15 protein-coding genes and 1 pseudogene are annotated in these 17064 nt (G+C 28.1%); 9 read left to right on the forward strand and 7 right to left on the reverse strand.

Annotation, left to right across the window (positions count from 1 at the left end; translation table 11 throughout):
- Window positions 1–327: 327 nt before the first annotated feature.
- From JJC03_RS00065 to JJC03_RS00080, 4 genes are all read right to left on the reverse strand, one after another.
- A complete protein-coding gene (locus JJC03_RS00065; RefSeq protein ID WP_123895765.1) occupies window positions 328–1734 on the reverse strand; it encodes a hypothetical protein in 1407 nt (468 codons plus the stop codon).
- A 602-nt stretch (window positions 1735–2336) separates the two neighbouring features.
- A complete protein-coding gene (locus tag JJC03_RS00070) occupies window positions 2337–3272 on the reverse strand; it encodes a hypothetical protein (RefSeq protein WP_235873760.1) in 936 nt (311 codons plus the stop codon).
- Between the two features lie 241 nt (window positions 3273–3513).
- On the reverse strand, window positions 3514–3747 hold the full coding sequence (locus tag JJC03_RS00075; protein WP_235873761.1) for a hypothetical protein: 234 nt from the start codon (window positions 3745–3747) through the stop codon (window positions 3514–3516).
- Between the two features lie 46 nt (window positions 3748–3793).
- Window positions 3794–4786, reverse strand: a complete 993-nt coding sequence (locus JJC03_RS00080; protein ID WP_235873762.1) for a phosphoribosylaminoimidazolesuccinocarboxamide synthase — start codon at window positions 4784–4786, stop codon at window positions 3794–3796.
- A 160-nt stretch (window positions 4787–4946) separates the two neighbouring features.
- Between JJC03_RS00080 and JJC03_RS00085 the strand changes: the two genes are divergently transcribed.
- The 3 genes from JJC03_RS00085 to JJC03_RS00090 are packed head-to-tail and all read left to right on the forward strand — an operon-like array spanning window position 4947 to window position 6579.
- Window positions 4947–5738 (forward strand): globin domain-containing protein, encoded by a 792-nt coding sequence (locus JJC03_RS00085; RefSeq protein WP_258932028.1) that lies wholly within the window; start codon window positions 4947–4949, stop codon window positions 5736–5738.
- A gap of 8 nt (window positions 5739–5746) precedes the next feature.
- On the forward strand, window positions 5747–6142 hold the full coding sequence (locus JJC03_RS17025; protein ID WP_258932029.1) for a ferredoxin reductase domain-containing protein: 396 nt from the start codon (window positions 5747–5749) through the stop codon (window positions 6140–6142).
- Window positions 6143–6150: 8 nt separating this feature from the next.
- Window positions 6151–6579 carry an Rrf2 family transcriptional regulator gene (locus JJC03_RS00090; RefSeq protein WP_088400177.1) on the forward strand — a complete coding sequence of 143 codons (429 nt, stop codon included), beginning with the start codon at window positions 6151–6153 and terminating at the stop codon, window positions 6577–6579.
- Window positions 6580–6744: 165 nt separating this feature from the next.
- On the opposite strand, the gene JJC03_RS00095 is transcribed toward JJC03_RS00090, so the two are convergent.
- Window positions 6745–7695: a PhoH family protein gene (locus JJC03_RS00095; protein ID WP_088400179.1), complete on the reverse strand. Its 951-nt coding sequence runs from the start codon at window positions 7693–7695 to the stop codon at window positions 6745–6747.
- Window positions 7696–7789: 94 nt separating this feature from the next.
- Here JJC03_RS00095 and JJC03_RS00100 point away from each other — a divergent pair, with 94 nt between their 5' ends.
- The 6 genes and pseudogenes from JJC03_RS00100 (at window position 7790) to JJC03_RS00125 (ending at window position 14795) form a co-directional block, all read left to right on the forward strand.
- The gene (locus JJC03_RS00100) at window positions 7790–8611 is read left to right on the forward strand and encodes an SAM hydrolase/SAM-dependent halogenase family protein (protein ID WP_088400181.1); all 822 of its coding nucleotides are present in this window, start codon (window positions 7790–7792) and stop codon (window positions 8609–8611) included.
- Window positions 8612–8646: 35 nt separating this feature from the next.
- A pseudogene (locus JJC03_RS00105) lies at window positions 8647–8942 on the forward strand (putative quinol monooxygenase).
- A gap of 72 nt (window positions 8943–9014) precedes the next feature.
- On the forward strand, window positions 9015–9713 hold the full coding sequence (gene gldF / locus JJC03_RS00110) for a gliding motility-associated ABC transporter permease subunit GldF (protein ID WP_235873763.1): 699 nt from the start codon (window positions 9015–9017) through the stop codon (window positions 9711–9713).
- A 33-nt stretch (window positions 9714–9746) separates the two neighbouring features.
- Window positions 9747–11414, forward strand: a complete 1668-nt coding sequence (gldG, locus tag JJC03_RS00115; RefSeq protein WP_088400187.1) for a gliding motility-associated ABC transporter substrate-binding protein GldG — start codon at window positions 9747–9749, stop codon at window positions 11412–11414.
- Window positions 11415–11513: 99 nt separating this feature from the next.
- On the forward strand, window positions 11514–12632 hold the full coding sequence (dnaN, locus tag JJC03_RS00120; protein WP_088400189.1) for a DNA polymerase III subunit beta: 1119 nt from the start codon (window positions 11514–11516) through the stop codon (window positions 12630–12632).
- A 786-nt stretch (window positions 12633–13418) separates the two neighbouring features.
- Entirely contained in the window at window positions 13419–14795 is a 1377-nt protein-coding gene (locus JJC03_RS00125; RefSeq protein WP_235873764.1) for a DEAD/DEAH box helicase, read from the forward strand.
- Between the two features lie 148 nt (window positions 14796–14943).
- On the opposite strand, the gene JJC03_RS00130 is transcribed toward JJC03_RS00125, so the two are convergent.
- Window positions 14944–16590 carry an ATP-binding protein gene (locus JJC03_RS00130; RefSeq protein ID WP_235873765.1) on the reverse strand — a complete coding sequence of 549 codons (1647 nt, stop codon included), beginning with the start codon at window positions 16588–16590 and terminating at the stop codon, window positions 14944–14946.
- 124 nt (window positions 16591–16714) lie between these two features.
- On the reverse strand, window positions 16715–16999 hold the full coding sequence (locus JJC03_RS00135) for a hypothetical protein (RefSeq protein ID WP_235873766.1): 285 nt from the start codon (window positions 16997–16999) through the stop codon (window positions 16715–16717).
- Window positions 17000–17064: the final 65 nt, after the last annotated feature.

Raw genomic sequence — 17064 nt, forward strand, 5'->3', positions numbered from 1 at the left:
AATACAATATAGAATATTTTTTTTATTTAACAAGTATCTTCCTAATCTCATTTAGTAATACTACAACCTTATGATTGATTTTAATAAGGTTTTAATGGTATATTATATTTCTTTTAAAAGAGATTTGTTTTGAGGATTAGGAGGTTTTTACTGAGGTTGTTCAAAAAGTAAAAAATCAATAGACCGTTTTTTTACCCTGCTCTAAGCAGGAATCGTATAATCAACATTATATATTTTTTTCGGTCGAAACAGGAAGATTAGAGACTTTTAGTACACCCTCAGTTTACAATTTATTTAAAAAAAAGAATATGTAATAAATACTGTTTTTTACAATTGAACTTCTATTTTTCTTTTAACATCTTTTAATGATTCCTCATTAACATATTGTAACTCTAATTCAAAAATTAGCTTTCCTTGTTTTTTAATTGCTGATTTTATTCCAAAATAAGGGTTTACTAATAGTATATCTTGATGCATAGCTCTTCTGCTTATAGTTGACAAAGCTTCTACAGAAACTCCATTTTGAGTAGCTTTGCTGACTTCTAATTTTAGAGCCAATTGACCTTGTGGTAATCGAATAATTTGATTTCCTCCTAAAGTATTAATAATATTATCTTTTCTAATAATACCAAACTCTACTTTTTTAACCCAAATACGCAATGTCTTACTAAGCTTTTCTGTTACGTCTCCATCAGGAACATTTTGTAAATAACGCTCCATATATGAGCTCAATTCAAATGTTGTTTGGGCTACTAAATCGTTAGATAGATCAGATAGTGATTTAAATCCTGTAAATTGATATTCGAAAACAGCTAATTCATCATCTTTTTTTGTAGATAGAGTTAAATGACATGAAATAGTATTACTACTTCTATCTAAACGAGGATTACTATTATCTGACAGTTTTAAGTTAAATTCATTTCCACTTGACAATTTTGTTAGGATCCCATAAAAGTCATTAAAATTTTGATAAACACCTTCGGCAAAATATTTTTTAATTTCATCCTTATCTAAAACTACTTTTGTTTTATAATATTCGTCTTTATCAAAAGATAAAGACATACTTTTACCTTCTTGATTTTTATATTTAATTTTAAAATATAATCCATCATTTCTATATTGTACGTCTACAATTTTTGTGTTTTTTAGATCCTCTGATGTAAATTTGTAGAATACGTTAGGATTTGGGCTACTAGAATATATATCTATCCATTTGCTTAAATATTCAATCGTAAATAAATCTGTCTTTTTCAAGCGGAATAAAGCATCAAAATCTATACTTGTCAATATTTCTGGATCTTTTTCAAATTCTGGCTTCCATCTCATATATGCTCTACTTGCCATATATGAATCGTAAGGTTTTTGCACAAAATTAAAAAATGTATATTTTTTCGAGAATTCTTTAGTTCCTATCTTTCCTGAAACTTTAGTACTAATTGTTCCTAATTCTATGTTTTTAGTTTCTATTATAGCTTCTTGAACTACTATTTCTTTTGTTCCTATTGTTTTTGCATCTTTAATAGTTGTAATATTATTAACTGCTAGGTCAATATCTTGAGTTGATTCTATATTAAAATATTTTCTTAATTCATTTTCAGTTGGATCTACTGAAGTTTCATTATTTGAAGTAACTTCATTATTATTATTATTACCATTACTTAAATCTGCTAATTCTTTATCTTTACTACACGATAGTATTGAACTAACAAAAAGGAATAAAATCATCTTTTTCATAACATCATATTTTTTATAAGTTTTATTTAGATTTAATATAAATTAAAATCCAAATGAATTCTGCAAATATAATGCCAAAAACTAAATAATTAAACTTTTTTGTTTAAAAAAATACAACACCATCAAGAAAAAAAAAAAAAATTAAGACTTCAACACTCTAAGTCATTAATTAACAAGATATAACATAAAAAAACAACATTTGACATTTATAAAGAGAATAAAGATTTATTTCAGGTAATGATAAACTTAGTATTAACAATTTTACTTCTTATCACGATAAAAAAACAACGACTTAGCTAAAAAATGTCTAATTATATAACTTAAAAATCAGGAAGAATAGTTGCTGTCATTTTTTACTCATAGAAATTAAAGTAATCGATCGATTTTTAAATATATTAAAATAAAAGAGGCTGTCCAAAAAGTCCGCAATCTTGTCATCTCGACCAAAGGGAGAAATCACGTAGTACTGATATGAGATTCCTCCTTACGTAGGAGTGACAAACTGTGTGTTGATTTTTTACTTTTAGAACAGCCTATTTTTTATTTTCTATATTTTTTTACACTTGATACTGCTTTAGAATACATAATATTCTGTTTATTTTTTATAATTTTATTTCAATTGTTTTTTGAATATTCTGTATTGTTAAAAAATTAGCTTTTTTAAGTTCTAATTCAACTATTAATTTGTCATGTGTTTTTATTGCTGAATATACTTTAAAAACAGGATTAAATAATAAAATATCTTGATGTATAGCATTTTCACTTGAAGGTAATAAAGCTGAAAAATCAATGCTTCCTATTACTGATTTCACAATTGCATTCTTTAATTTTAAAGCTAATTGGTTATTTGGCAAACGAATCACTAAATTTTGATCTATATTGTCAATTATATGATCTTTTCGAATAATTGCAAATTGAGTTTTTTCGTATAAATTTAAAGATATCCTTCCTTTTGAAATTATTCCCGTTACATCACCATCAGGGGTATCTTTTAATAGTTCTTTCATATAAAGATTTAAATCGTCAGTTGTTTGAACTACTAATTCTTTGGATAAATCAGACAATGGTTTAAATCCTTTAAATTCATGAGTAAAATAAGCTAACTGATCACCTTCTTTTGTTAATAATAAAAACTCACATGATATAGTATTAAGTTCTTTATTAAATAGGATGTTTGGTGAACCGCCGAGTGATTTTATTTTTAAAACGAAATCATTTTCATTAGAAAGATTAGTTAATCTTCTATAGAAAGAATTAAAATTCTGATACACACCTTGAGCATAATATTTTTTTATTTCATTCTCATTTAAAGATACTTTTGTCTTATAATAATTGTCTTTGTCAAATTTTAAAAAAACAGCTACAGATTCATTATTTTTATACTTTAAATTAATATCAATACCTGAATATCCATCATATACTACTTTTTCTATTTTAATATCTTTTAAATCCTCAGAAGTAAATTTATATAATTGATTTGTATTGGGTTTAGTTGAATATAAATCAACCCATTTAGTTAAATATTCTATACTAAACAAGTCTGTTTTTTTTAATCGGTAAAGAGCATCAAAATCTATATTTGCTAACTCTTCAGGATTATTTTGAAATTCAGCTTTCCATTTTATCTTAATATTTCTTGCTATATGTGAATCATATGAACTTTGAATAAACCCTAAAAATGTATAGGTCCTTGAAAAAGCATTATTATCTACTTTACCTGAAATTTTAACAATAATTGTTCCTTTTTAGCATCTTTTGTTTCTACTAGTGTATTTTCGACTAATATTTTTTTCTTCCTATTTTTTTTAATTCTTTAATGGTCTCTATATTATTAATAGCCTGATCGATATCTTGAGTAAATTCTATATTAAAATATTCTTTTAACTCTTTTTCATCTGGGACTAAAGAAGCTACATTAATGGAATTATTAGTTGTATTTAAATCAATAAATTCTGTATCTTTACTACAAGATAAGAATAAAGTAATAGAAAGAAATAAAATTATCTTTCTCATAAAAAATAGTGTCTTCAATTAATGCTTTTTATTAAGTTATTATACTCTAATTGTAATTATGGAGTATAGATAGGTATAAAATCAAGTTATTTACTTTTTTTAAAAACTCAGAAATATTTTTTTCAATTCGATCATGAATATTTGAAATATCAGATTTTTGAAACTTTTCTCCTATAATATTTTCATACAATTCTATATATCTATCAGAAACTGTTTCTACGTATTCGTTAGTCATTTCCGGTATTTGTTGTCCTTCTTTTCCTTGAAACCCATTGGATATTAACCACTGACGAACAAATTCTTTTGATAATTGTTTTTGATTTTCTCCTTTATTCTGTCTTTCTTGATAACCGTCAGCATAAAAATAACGAGAGGAATCGGGTGTATGAATTTCATCAATTAAGACTATTTTTCCTTCTTTTGTTTTACCAAATTCGTATTTTGTATCAACTAGGATTAATCCCCGTGAGGCCGCTATCTCTGTTCCTCTTTGAAATAAAGCACGTGTATATTTTTCTAAAATTAGATAATCTTCTTCTGAAACGATTCCGTGTGCTAAAATGTTTTCTCTTGAAATGTCTTCATCATGTACGCCTACATCCGCTTTAGTTGTTGGTGTAATAATAGGCTCTGGAAATTTATCGTTTTCTTTCATTCCTTCAGGCATTGTAACACCGCACAATACACGTTTCCCTAAAGCATATTCACGAGCTGCATGTCCTGATAAATAACCTCTAATAACCATTTCAACTTTAAAGGGTTGACATAAATGCCCTACTGCTACATTAGGATCAGGTGTTGCTACTAGCCAATTAGGAACAATATCTTGTGTCATCTCCATAAATCTGGTCGCTATCTGATTTAAAATTTGACCTTTATATGGAATTCCTTTTGGCATAATAACATCAAAAGCTGATAAACGATCAGTGGCTATCATAACTAACAATTCATCATTAATATTATAAACCTCACGTACTTTTCCGTGGTAAACTGATTTTTGCCCAGGAAAATTAAACTGGGTAGAAGTAATAGTGCTCATTTGTGTTGTGTTGTTATAATTTACATTTATTGTAAAGAGTACTACAAAAGTAAAGCTTTCCTATTTATTGACAAGATAAATCATTTTTTTATTTGTTGTATATAAAATACAACTTATTAAGGTTTTTTAATATATTTGTTTTTATAAAATATAATTTATAATGACAACAAGTGAAAAAGAATTAATTAAAGCTACTATTCCAGTATTAAGAGAAAATGGTGTACTATTAACAAAACATTTTTACAATAGAATGTTTACTTATAATCCTGAGCTAAAAAACATATTTAATTTAGGAAATCAAGCAAATGGAAGACAACAAACGGCATTAGCCATGGCTGTCTTAGCTTATGCAGAACACATAGAAAATCCAAGTGTATTAATAGATGTGCTTAAATCAATTGGAAATAAACATGTTAGCCTTAATATTACTAAGGAACAGTATGAAATAGTAGGTAATCATCTTATTGCTTCTATAAAAGAAGTCTTAGAAGAATCAGCAACTGAAAATTTGTTGAGTGCTTGGGCTAAAGCTTATTGGGAATTAGCTGAAATAATGATACAAATAGAAGAAGAAATGTATCAAAATAATCTTAACAAAAAAGGAGGATGGAAAGGATGGAGAAGCTTTGTTATTACAAGAATAGTTGAAGAAAGCGAAGAGATAAAATCATTTTATCTAACTCCAAAGGACAATAAGGCTATTGCTGATTATTTACCTGGGCAATACATTACAATCAAAACTCATATAGAGGAATTAGGACACGAACAACCAAGACAATATAGCCTATCTTCATCATTTAACGAAAAGTACTATAGAATATCTGTCAAATTAGAAAAAGGAAGTAACAGCAATCCTGATGGATTGGTTTCAAATGTTTTACATAATAAAAAGAAGGTAGCGAAGTATTATTATCAGCTCCAGCGGGAATTTTTAATATTGAAGAAAAAGTAGATTATCCAATGGTATTAATCAGCGGAGGAATAGGTATTACCCCTTTATTAAGTATGTTACAAAGCCAAAAAGATTATAACAATCAAACTGTATGGATACATAGCTGTCGTAACGAAAAAGTACAGGCATTTAAAAATGAAGTAGAAGAAATAGTTGAAATTGATAAAAATTTAAGATCCTATACTTATTATGAGCAAATAGATTCTGAAACTGATACAATAAGAAGAGGACGTATTAATTTAAAGAATCATCAAGAAGAAATTTTGATAGCAAATGCTAAATATTATATTTGTGGACCTGAATTATTTATAAAATCTCAGTACCAATCACTTATTAACTTAGGTGTTGATAAAAATTCAATTCATTTTGAAGAATTTGGTCCACAGGTTTTAAATCTTAATTAAAAAAATTTATGAAACTGAATCACTTTACTGATTTTTCTATGCGGGTACTGATTTATTTAATTCATCTGAATAAAGAAGAATCTACTTCTTTAGATGAACTTGCGAGTACTTTTAATTTATCTAGAAATCACTTAATTAAAGTGATTCAGTTTCTTTCCCATCATCATTTAATAGAAACCAAAAGAGGAAAGGGAGGTGGTATACGTATTGCTGAAAAAACCTTGAAAACTCCTATTGGTAATCTAATTCATTTATTAGAACAAGATGAAGATCCTATTATTGACTGTAATGCAAAACCCTGTATTTTTCCTAGTAGTGAATGTCAATTAAAACATTTATTCCAAAAAGGATATAATACATTTATTCAAACACTAAACGAATATACATTAGAGGATCTACGTTTTAAAAACTGGAATAATATACTTATTAAGCAATGAAATTTCTAAAAACTCTTATTGCTACGGCTAGTATTACACTTGTCTTAACTTTTCTAAATTCAAAAAATTTTTCATTCTTTATTTAGTTTAGATCATGGATAATCGCTTCTTTAATAAGCTTTTTTTATTTTTCCTATTTAAAAAAATATTTTTTTTTTTTAAATCTTAATCTTGATTTTCTATACTCTTGTACGCATCAATAATTTTTTTAACTAATTTGTGACGTACAATATCTTTATCATCTAGATAAATAATTCCTATTCCTTCTACATTTTTTAAGACTAAAAGAGCTTCTTTTAAACCTGATATCGTTCTACGAGGTAAATCTACTTGACCTGGATCTCCTGTAATAATAAATTTAGCATTTTTCCCCATACGAGTAAGGAACATTTTCATTTGACTATGCGTAGTATTTTGAGCTTCATCTAATATAACAAACGCATTATCTAATGTTCTACCTCTCATAAATGCAAGGGGGGCAATTTGAATAATACCTTTCATAATATAATCTTCTAAAGTTTGAGGAGGAATCATATCACGTAAGGCATCATAAAGTGGCTGCATATAGGGATCTAATTTTTCTTTCATATCACCCGGTAAAAAACCTAAATTTTCTCCTGCTTCTACAGCTGGTCGAGTTAATATAATTCTTTTAACTTGTTTTTCTTTTAATGCTCTAACAGCTAAAGCAACCCCTGTATAAGTTTTTCCTGTTCCTGCTGGTCCTACAGCAAAAACCATATCATTTTTTTGTAAAGTATCTACTAATAATTGCTGATTAGGAGTCATTGCTTTTATCAACTTTCCTCCTACTCCATGTACTAATATTTTATCATGATCTGACATTTGGTTAGTTTGTTGTACATCACCTTCTACAATTCGCATAATAACATTATCATCTATACTGTTAAAACGAGTAAAATGTAACATTAGTCTACGAAAACGTACTTCAAATTCATCTAAAACTTCTTCTTCTCCAAAAGCTTTTAATGTTGTACCTCTAGCTACAATTTTAAGTTTTGGATAATATTTTTTTATACTTTCTAAATGTTTATCATGGGCTCCCCAAAATTCTTTAGGGGCAATATTTTCTAATTCTATAACTCTTTCGTTCAAAGTGAGGTTAATTTAGTTAAAAATAAATTCGTTTTGTTTATCCCAAATCTACTAATTTTGCCTCAATAATACAGCAATAGTTATAAACAATCGAATGTCAATAATTACACTTACTACCGATTTTGGACTCAAAGACCACTTTGTAGGTGCACTAAAGGGAAAAATTTTCACACAAATCCCTAATGCTCAAATTGTTGACATTTCTCACCAAATAGATTTATTTAATATAATAGAAGCTAGTTACGTAATTAGTGCAGCATATTATAATTTTCCAAAAGGCACGGTTCATCTAATTGGGGTAGATAGTGAACAAACTAGTACTACAAAACATCTTGTTGTATATTGGAATGAACACTACTTTGTTTGTGCTGATAACGGAATTATGAGTTTAGTTTGTCAAAATCAGAAACCAGATAGTATAACTGAAATAAATGTTGCTAATCATCTACCTAAAACAGCTACTGATACGGATATCTTGTTAGCTGTTGCTTGTCATATTGCAAAAGGAGGACAACTGGATGTAATTGGCAAAAAAATTGAACAATTAAAGCCGCAAAATCAACTACAAGAAATAGTAGAGACAAATAAAATAAAAGGAAATGTTATATACATAGACCACTACGGAAATTGTGTAACAAACATTACCAGAAATTCCTTTGAAAAATTAAGTATTGAGAAAAAATTTGAAATAAAATTTGGTAATAAAACCATCAAAAAAATACATCGTTCTTATTCTGATTTTAATATCCGAGAAGGTTATACGCTAAAAGACTATGAAGGTGAAAAATTAGCACTTTTTAATGAAGCAGGCTATCTTGAAATTGCTATTTTCAAGAGTAATCCAAACACTACTGGTACAGCTAAATCACTATTAGGTCTAAAATATAGAGATACAGTCAGCGTTATTTTTGAATAAAGTTACACAATAATCACAAATACATAAGCAGCCATATGTTAACCCGAATAGTAAAACTTAGTTTTCATCAAGAAAACATTCCCTCTTTTTTAGAAAATTTTGAACAAATAAAAGATAAAATTCGAAATTCGCCTGGTAATCGCTTATTAGAACTTTATCAAGATCAAGATAATCCTTGCATTTTTTTACTTATAGCTATTGGGAAAGTGCAGAAGACCTAGAAAACTACCGAAATTCTGCACTATTTGATGAAGTTTGGAGTTTTACCAAAAAGTTATTCAATGATAAACCAGAAGCTTGGAGTGTAAATAAACTAGTTTCTTTAGTTTAACTTAAGGTTATTCAACTACTTTTGTTTCATTAGAAAGTTTAATAATTAAACTTTTAACCTATATACAATTTTATGAAAGCCATACTTTTAAAAGAATTTCGATCATTTTTTGGATCCCCCATTGGTTACTTAGTTATAGCTTTATTTTTACTCATAACTGGATTATTTTTATGGGTTTTTGAAGGTAATTATAATATTCTTAATTCAGGTTTTGCAGATCTAGCTCCTTTTTTTACAATTGCTCCTTGGATTTTATTATTTTTAATTCCCGCAGTAACTATGAGAAGTTTTGCAGATGAGAAAAAACAAGGAACGATTGAGCTTTTACTTACTAAACCTATGAGTTTAAGCGAAATTGTAGGAGGAAAATCATTAGGTGCATTTTTATTAATTCTCATCGCTATCCTTCCCACACTAGTATATGTAAAAATAATCTATGATCTAGGACTTCCTGAAGGAAATTTAGATTTTGGGAGTACATTAGGATCTTATTTTGGTTTATTATTTTTAATTGGATCTTATACTTCTATTGGTATTTATACTTCTACTCTATCTGACAATCAAATTATTGCTTTTCTAGTAGCTGTATTCCTTTGTTTTTTATTCTATTTTGGATTTCAAGGAATTTCTACATTCACCTTTTTAGGGAAATTTAATGATTTTATAGCGTCCTTAGGAATGGATTATCACTATAAAAGTATTAGCCGAGGTGTAATTGACACTCGCGACTTAATTTATTTTACAAGTATACTATTCTTCTTTTTACACTAACCGTTATTAACCTTAAAAACCACAAGAAATAAGATGAAATATACTGCAAAAAAAATGATCAGTCTTATCCTTGGATTAGTCGCAATAAATATCATCAGCCACTATATTTTCAAACGTTTTGATTTAACTCAAGATAAAAGATACACATTATCAGAAACTTCTTTATCTATTCTAAAAAATGCGCAAGAGCCACTTTATATAGATGTCTTCTTAGAAGGTAATTTCCCGACAGAATTTAAGCGTTTACAGTTAGAAACGAAACAAATACTAGAAGAATTAAAGGCTTATAATTCTAATATCATATTCCAATTTGTTAATCCTCTAGAAAATCCCGATGAAGCAGAAGCTGTAATGCAACAATTTTATGAACGCGGATTAACCCCTATCAAAATAACTGTTGATGACAAGGGAAAACAATCACAAGAGGTAGTTTATCCTTGGGCTATTGCTACATATAAAGGAAAAAGCACTAAAGTACCATTATTAAAAAATCGTATGGGTGCTAGTACAGAACAAAAAATAATTCATTCTGTACAACATTTAGAATATGCCTTTATAGATGCGTTTCATAAAATTACAACAGAAAAAAAGAAAAAAATTGCTATTATAAAAGGTAAAAATGAACTGCCTGATATTTTAAAAGCAGATTTTTTACAAACTGTTCGTGATAATTATTTTATTGCTCCTTTCCCCTTAGACTCTGCAAAAACGAAACCTGAATTAATAGAAAAAGCACTTAAAACATTTGATTTAGCAATTATTGCAAAACCAAAATCTAGTTTTACAGATGCAGAAAAACAGGTATTAGACCAATTTGTAATAAATGGGGGAAAATCACTTTGGTTAATTGACGCTGTAAATGTTTCTATGGAAGATTTAAATCAAACAGGAAGCACTTTAGCCTTTGCAAACAATTTAGGTCTGAATGACTTATTCTTCAAATATGGTCTCCGTATAAATCCTATTCTAATCAAGGATATGCAAGCTGTACGAATAGCTCTTGCAACAGGTAAAAAAGGTAGCGAAACACAATATCAAAACTATCCGTGGTTGTATTCTCCATTTGTTTATACAGAAAGTAAACATCCTATTGTAAATAATATTGACGGTGTTAAATTTGAATTTGCCAATCCTATTGATACGTTAAAAAACAATATAAAGAAAACAATTTTATTAAAATCATCACCATATTCTAGAACAATAGGCACACCTGTAGAGGTAAATCTAGAAATGGTAAATGAAAAACCTATAGCGAAAGAATATGTTCCAGGAAATTTCCCTGTAGCAGTACTATTAGAAGGGAAATTTCATTCTGTATTTGAAAATCGTGTATTAGCTTTTAAATCAACTGATTTTAAAAACGTAGGTAAGGAAACTAAGATGATAATTATTTCAGATGGTGATATCATGAAAAATCAGCTTGATAAAAATGGACAGCCTATGGAATTAGGCTTTGATAAATGGACAAATCAGCTATATGCAAACAAAGAGTTCTTAATGAATTGTGTAAATTTTCTATTAGATGATAATGGATTAATCAACATTCGTAGTAAAGAAGTTGATCTTCCTCTACTCGATAAAGAGAAAGTATATGAAGAATACACCTATATTCAATTCATTACAGTAGGTGCTCCCTTAATTATTTTAGCACTATTTGGCCTTATTTTTAACTATTTAAGAAAACGAAAATTTGCTCGATAATTATTTAAAAAAATAATTTCAAAAACTAATTAGTTTACGATATATTTGTAAAAACTAAAAATCTATACACCATAAGGTTACTTACTTAAATAATTTGCGATGAAATTTATTGTATCGAGTTCTTATTTACAAAAACAACTACAGGTCTTAGGTAGTGTAATAAACAGTAGTAATACGTTACCTATCTTAGACAATTTTTTATTTGAATTAAAACAAGACCAATTAGTGGTTTCTGCTTCAGATTTAGAAACTACTATGTCGGCTTCTCTAAGCATAGATTCTACAAGTGAAGGAAGTGTAGCTGTACCAGCTAAACTATTATTGGAAATTTTAAAAACATTTCCTGAACAACCACTAACTTTTACAGTAGAAGAGAATAATACTATTGAAATTAGCTCTCAATCTGGTAAATATGCTTTAGCATACTCACCAGGTGCTGAATTTCCTAAAGCAGTTGTATTAGAAGATCCTTCTAAAACATTAGTTCCTGCGGAAGTACTATCTACAGCTGTTAGTAAAACTATTTTTGCAGCAGGTAATGATGATTTACGTCCTGTAATGAGTGGTGTTTTCTTCCAGTTTTCACCAGAAGGGCTAATTTTTGTAGCTACAGATGCTCATAAACTAGTTAAATACGCTAGAACTGATGTAAAAGCTTCCCAAGTTGCTGATTTTATCATGCCTAGAAAACCATTAACTATTTTAAAAGGGATCTTAGCTTCTTCAGATGCAGAAGTTACAATAGAATACAACGATGCTAATGCGACTTTTTCTTTTGATAATTATGTCTTAACATGTCGTTTAATTGATGGAAAATATCCTAATTACGAAGCCGTAATTCCAAAAGAAAACCCAAACAAACTATTAATAGACCGTACACAGTTCTTAAGTTCTGTTCGTCGTGTGGCTATTTTTTCTAACAAAACAACCCATCAAATCAGACTTAAAATTGCTGGTGCCGAATTAAATATTTCTGCAGAAGATATTGATTACTCAAATAAAGCAGAAGAACGTCTTACTTGTGACTATCAAGGTGATGATATGCAAATTGGTTTTAACTCACGTTTCTTAATGGAAATGCTTACCAATCTACAAAGTGATATGATTCAGTTAGAAATGTCTATGCCAAATCGTGCAGGTATATTAACTCCTGCTGACGGATTAGACGAAGGCGAAACGGTAACCATGCTAGTAATGCCTGTAATGCTTAATAGCTAAAAAAAAAAAAAATGACAATTTTTAGGCACTACCTAAAAGTATCCTAGTCATAATAAATAGGGTTTACTTTAATTAAAGTAAACCCTATTTTCTAATATAATTGAATGAAATAACAATCTTTATTTGTATTAACTTTTTTAATTTCTCTTCAACTAATCTATTTTTTTCAGCTTAATATTATAAAATTTAGCAATTATTTGTTTTTGATCACATTCCGAATAATGTAACTTCCCATTACTTAACTTTTATATTCTTTTATAAACATCAAAAAATAACTGCCTGATTTTTAAAAATATAACTTTATTTAAGCTTTTCTCTTTCATTATAATCCCTATTTCAGACAGGCTATATTGTTTATAGTTAAAACCAACTTTTTCACAGCATTGAGTATCTCTAAAAAAACACTCCCTTCTTCAGTTTTTTTTAATGTTAATCATGATTTTTTAGGCACAAGGAAAAGTGCTTGGCAATATCTCCTGCTTTTAAGACTCTCAGAGAATGAAAAAGTAGTACTAAGAAGAGTAGTTTTTTTGAGTATCCTCCATTATTTTTACTATAAATTAATAAGTCAAAATTCAGAACCTTTCATAGCTTTTTGTTAAGTACAATAATATGTTGACATTAAACATAATACTTATTTTTTTCAAAGGATATAATTTTTATTGAGACCAATAGTAGAATATGATTGAAATATTGTAAAAACATTACTTTTCAAGTGAACTTTATGGCTTTATTTGACAAATATCGACTATAAACAATACCTTTGCAAAAAATATAATTAGAGACATGTCATCATTTGAGCAATTTAATTTACCCAAATCCTTACAAAAAGCATTAGACGAATTAAAATTTGTCACTCCTACTCCTATTCAAGAAAAATCATTTAATGTAATCATGTCTGGTAGAGATGTAATGGGAATTGCTCAAACAGGTACTGGGAAGACTTTCGCCTATTTACTTCCTTTACTAAAGCAATATAAATTTGCTCAAACATATAATCCTCGAATGATGATCTTAGTTCCTACTAGAGAATTGGTCGTACAAGTAGTGGATGAAATAGAAAAACTCACTCAATATATGTCTGTTCGAACTTTAGGAATTTATGGAGGCGTAAATATCAATACTCAAAAAAATCAAGTATACCAAGGAATAGATATTCTAGTTGGGACTCCTGGACGCGTAATGGATCTAGCTTTAGATGGAGTCTTATCTTTACAAGAAGTGAGCAAATTAGTTATTGATGAATTTGATGAAATGCTAAATTTAGGTTTTCGCCCTCAAATTACTTCAATTTTAAGCATGTTAAAATCTAAACGCCAGAATATTCTTTTTTCTGCTACTATGACTGATGAAGTAGATGAAATGCTAAACGATTATTTTGACTTTCCAGAAGAAATTACACTTTCTAAATCAGGTACTCCAATAGAAAAAATACAACAATTATCATATCATGTTCCTAACTTTAATACTAAAGTAAATTTATTAAAGCAGTTATTACAAACAGATGAGTCTTTAGAAAGAATTCTAATATTTGTCAATAATAAAAAAATTGCAGATATGCTTCATGATAAAATTGAAGTTGAATTCCCTGAACAATTTGGTATTATTCATTCTAATAAATCTCAAAATTATCGTCTGCTTACTATGTCTTCTTTTCAAAGAGGCGAAATAAAAGGTATTATTACTACTGATGTAATGGCTAGAGGGTTAGATATTTCCAACATTACACATGTCATAAACTTTGAAATGCCCGAAATTCCAGAGCAATATATTCATCGTATTGGTAGAACTGGACGTGCAGATAGTGAAGGTATTGCTATTAGTTTTATTACACCTAGAGAAGAAGATATCAAAATAGAAGCTGAAATGCTAATGAACCTTGAAATTCCTATTTTAGAGTTTCCTGAAAATGTAGAGATTTCAACACAATTAATAGGTCCTGAAAAAGAAAAACAAAAAATAAAACACTTGCTTAAAAAGCCTAAAATATCAGAAAACAGTGCTTTTCAAGAAAAATCAGAAAAAAATAAGAAAGTAAACTTAGGTGGGCCTGGAAAAAGAAAACCTCGTAAAACAGCTCCTAGAAATCGAGCTGTTGAGCGAAAACGCAGAAAAACGAAAGAAAAAATAATTAAACTTAAAGAATGGAAGAGGCTGTCCTAAAAGTAAAAAACCAACACATAGTTTATCACTCCAACGTAAAGAGGAGTCTTATAATCAATACTATGTAATTTCTCCCTTTGGTCGAAATGAACAAGATTGCGGACTTTTTGGACAGCCTCTTTTTATTTAAAAAAAGGGTTCAACATATTTACTTTCTAACTCTATAATGGTTTAACATTTCTAATAACTCCTCTTTTTCAAAAGGTTTTACTAATACATCATTCATTCCTGCATTTTTACATTTATCAAAAATCTCAAATTTATCAAAAGCTGTTAAAGCTATGATAGGAGTAGTAATATTTAAATTTCTAATTTGTGTAGCTGCTTCATATCCGTCATAAATTGGCATGTTAATATCTAAAAGAATAATATCAAAGATTTCTTTTTTACATGCTTCTATTGTTTCTAATCCATTATTAGCAATTACAACTTGATATCCAAAAGATTGTAATATTTTTTCTGTTACTATTTGATTAATCTTATTATCTTCAGCTAAAAGTATTTTAAAGTCACTATCTCCCTCTTTATCTACAAACAAATTAGGTAAAAAAACTTGATTATCTATTTCAAAATTTAATTGAAAAATCACTTTTGTCCCTTTTCCTTCTTCACTTTCTAAAGAAATACTCCCTCCAAACAGTGCTACTAATTTTTTCACAATAGGAAGTCCTAAACCTGTACCTTGATAGTCTTCTTCTCGACGTTCTATTTGAACAAATTCTTCAAAAATACGTTCTTGATTTTCTTTAGCTATCCCTATCCCTGTATCTTTTACAATAAATTCTAGACACAATTGACTATCTATTTCATTAATTAATCTAACTTTTACATCTACTGTTCCTTTTTCTGTAAACTTAAGAGCATTACTTATCAAATTCATTAATATTTGAGAAAGTCTAAGACCATCTCCTATAATTCTTTCGGGTATATTGTAATCAATATCTAAATTTATTTCATTTTTTGTATTAACACACTGCATATAAAAGCTATTTTTTATAGCTTCTAATTTATCCCAGAGGCTAAAACTACTTTTTTCTAAAATAATTTTCTTTTCGGTTATTTTATAAATTTGTAAAACGTCATTTACTAAAGATAATAGGTATTGAGCTGAAAACTTTAAAGATTCTAAATACTTACTATTTCTTATTTCTGGGTATTCATCTGCTAATAAATCAGAAATACCTATAACACCATATAAAGGGGTTCTTAATTCATGTGTAATAGTTGAGACAAATTGTGATTTTATTCGGGTAGATTCTTCTGCTTTATCTCTAGCTTTTTCTAATTCATTATTAATCCTTTGTAAACGTATAAAACTTTTGCGTCTACTACGATTATTTTTAAACAATACGTAGACTAAAACAATTAAAAATCCCACGATAATCATAAACAGAACAATAATTACGTAGGTTTTTTTAAGACTCAGTTCTTTTTCTTCTTTTTCCTTTTGAATATAACTTATATGCCCTTCATACTCTTTTATTTTAATAGCATCTTCATAGTTTTTAACTGATTCTGATCGCGTTTGACTATAAACTTTCTTATTATATTCAGAACTTAATTTTTGGTATTTTAAAGCTTTTTTATAGTCCGTAAATTTTTCAAAATGCACAGCATAATCACTATAAACTTCTGCCAAATAACTATCTAATATATCTTCTTTTTGAGTTACCCCGCATTGAATTGATTTTTCAAAAAAATACTCTGCTTTGCGTTTTTGGTTTTTATAGCTATAATAACGAGCCCATAAAACATTATAGGTTAATCTAGCTTCAATTTCTTTATGATATTTCATATTTAAAGCAGCCTTTTTAAAAAGGGAATTGCTTCTTCATAGTAACCTTCATCAACATAAGCTCCTGCTATATTAAGGGAGTTATAAGTCGTTTGAATTGGTTTTTTAATTTTTTCTGTGTAAACTAAGCCTTTTTGTAATAATCAATTCCCTTTTCAAAATCATTTTCATAATAAGAGTAAAGTGCTCCTAAATTATTGTATACTAAATTCTTAAGAGTATCATCTTCCGTTAGATTAGCATAATATAATGATTTAAAAAAATAATTCTTAGCCTTTTCTTTATCTGCAAATTCAACAAAATTACAACCTAAAACCATATAAGCTTTAGACTTTAAGGAATTATTATTTAACTGAAATGATTCTAATAATCCTTCTTGAGCTAATTTCATAGACTCTTTTGTATTCAATTCTTTGAGAGCCTGTTTTGATTTTTGGAGTTTTAACTCAGTCTTTTTACAGCATCTACTTGTTG

The organism is Flavobacterium oreochromis (genome assembly GCF_019565455.1).
GTDB lineage: Bacteria > Bacteroidota > Bacteroidia > Flavobacteriales > Flavobacteriaceae > Flavobacterium > Flavobacterium oreochromis.

Coding starts and splice junctions, on each gene's coding strand:
- JJC03_RS00065 (WP_123895765.1), bottom strand. CDS start 1,734: ATGAAAAAGATGATTTTATTCCTTTTTGTTAGTTCAATACTATCGTGT.
- JJC03_RS00075 (WP_235873761.1), bottom strand. CDS start 3,747: ATGAGAAAGATAATTTTATTTCTTTCTATTACTTTATTCTTATCTTGT.
- JJC03_RS00080 (WP_235873762.1), bottom strand. CDS start 4,786: ATGAGCACTATTACTTCTACCCAGTTTAATTTTCCTGGGCAAAAATCA.
- JJC03_RS00085 (WP_258932028.1), top strand. CDS start 4,947: ATGACAACAAGTGAAAAAGAATTAATTAAAGCTACTATTCCAGTATTA.
- JJC03_RS17025 (WP_258932029.1), top strand. CDS start 5,747: ATGGTATTAATCAGCGGAGGAATAGGTATTACCCCTTTATTAAGTATG.
- JJC03_RS00090 (WP_088400177.1), top strand. CDS start 6,151: ATGAAACTGAATCACTTTACTGATTTTTCTATGCGGGTACTGATTTAT.
- JJC03_RS00100 (WP_088400181.1), top strand. CDS start 7,790: ATGTCAATAATTACACTTACTACCGATTTTGGACTCAAAGACCACTTT.
- gldF (WP_235873763.1), top strand. CDS start 9,015: ATGAAAGCCATACTTTTAAAAGAATTTCGATCATTTTTTGGATCCCCC.
- gldG (WP_088400187.1), top strand. CDS start 9,747: ATGAAATATACTGCAAAAAAAATGATCAGTCTTATCCTTGGATTAGTC.
- dnaN (WP_088400189.1), top strand. CDS start 11,514: ATGAAATTTATTGTATCGAGTTCTTATTTACAAAAACAACTACAGGTC.
- JJC03_RS00125 (WP_235873764.1), top strand. CDS start 13,419: ATGTCATCATTTGAGCAATTTAATTTACCCAAATCCTTACAAAAAGCA.
- JJC03_RS00130 (WP_235873765.1), bottom strand. CDS start 16,590: ATGAAATATCATAAAGAAATTGAAGCTAGATTAACCTATAATGTTTTA.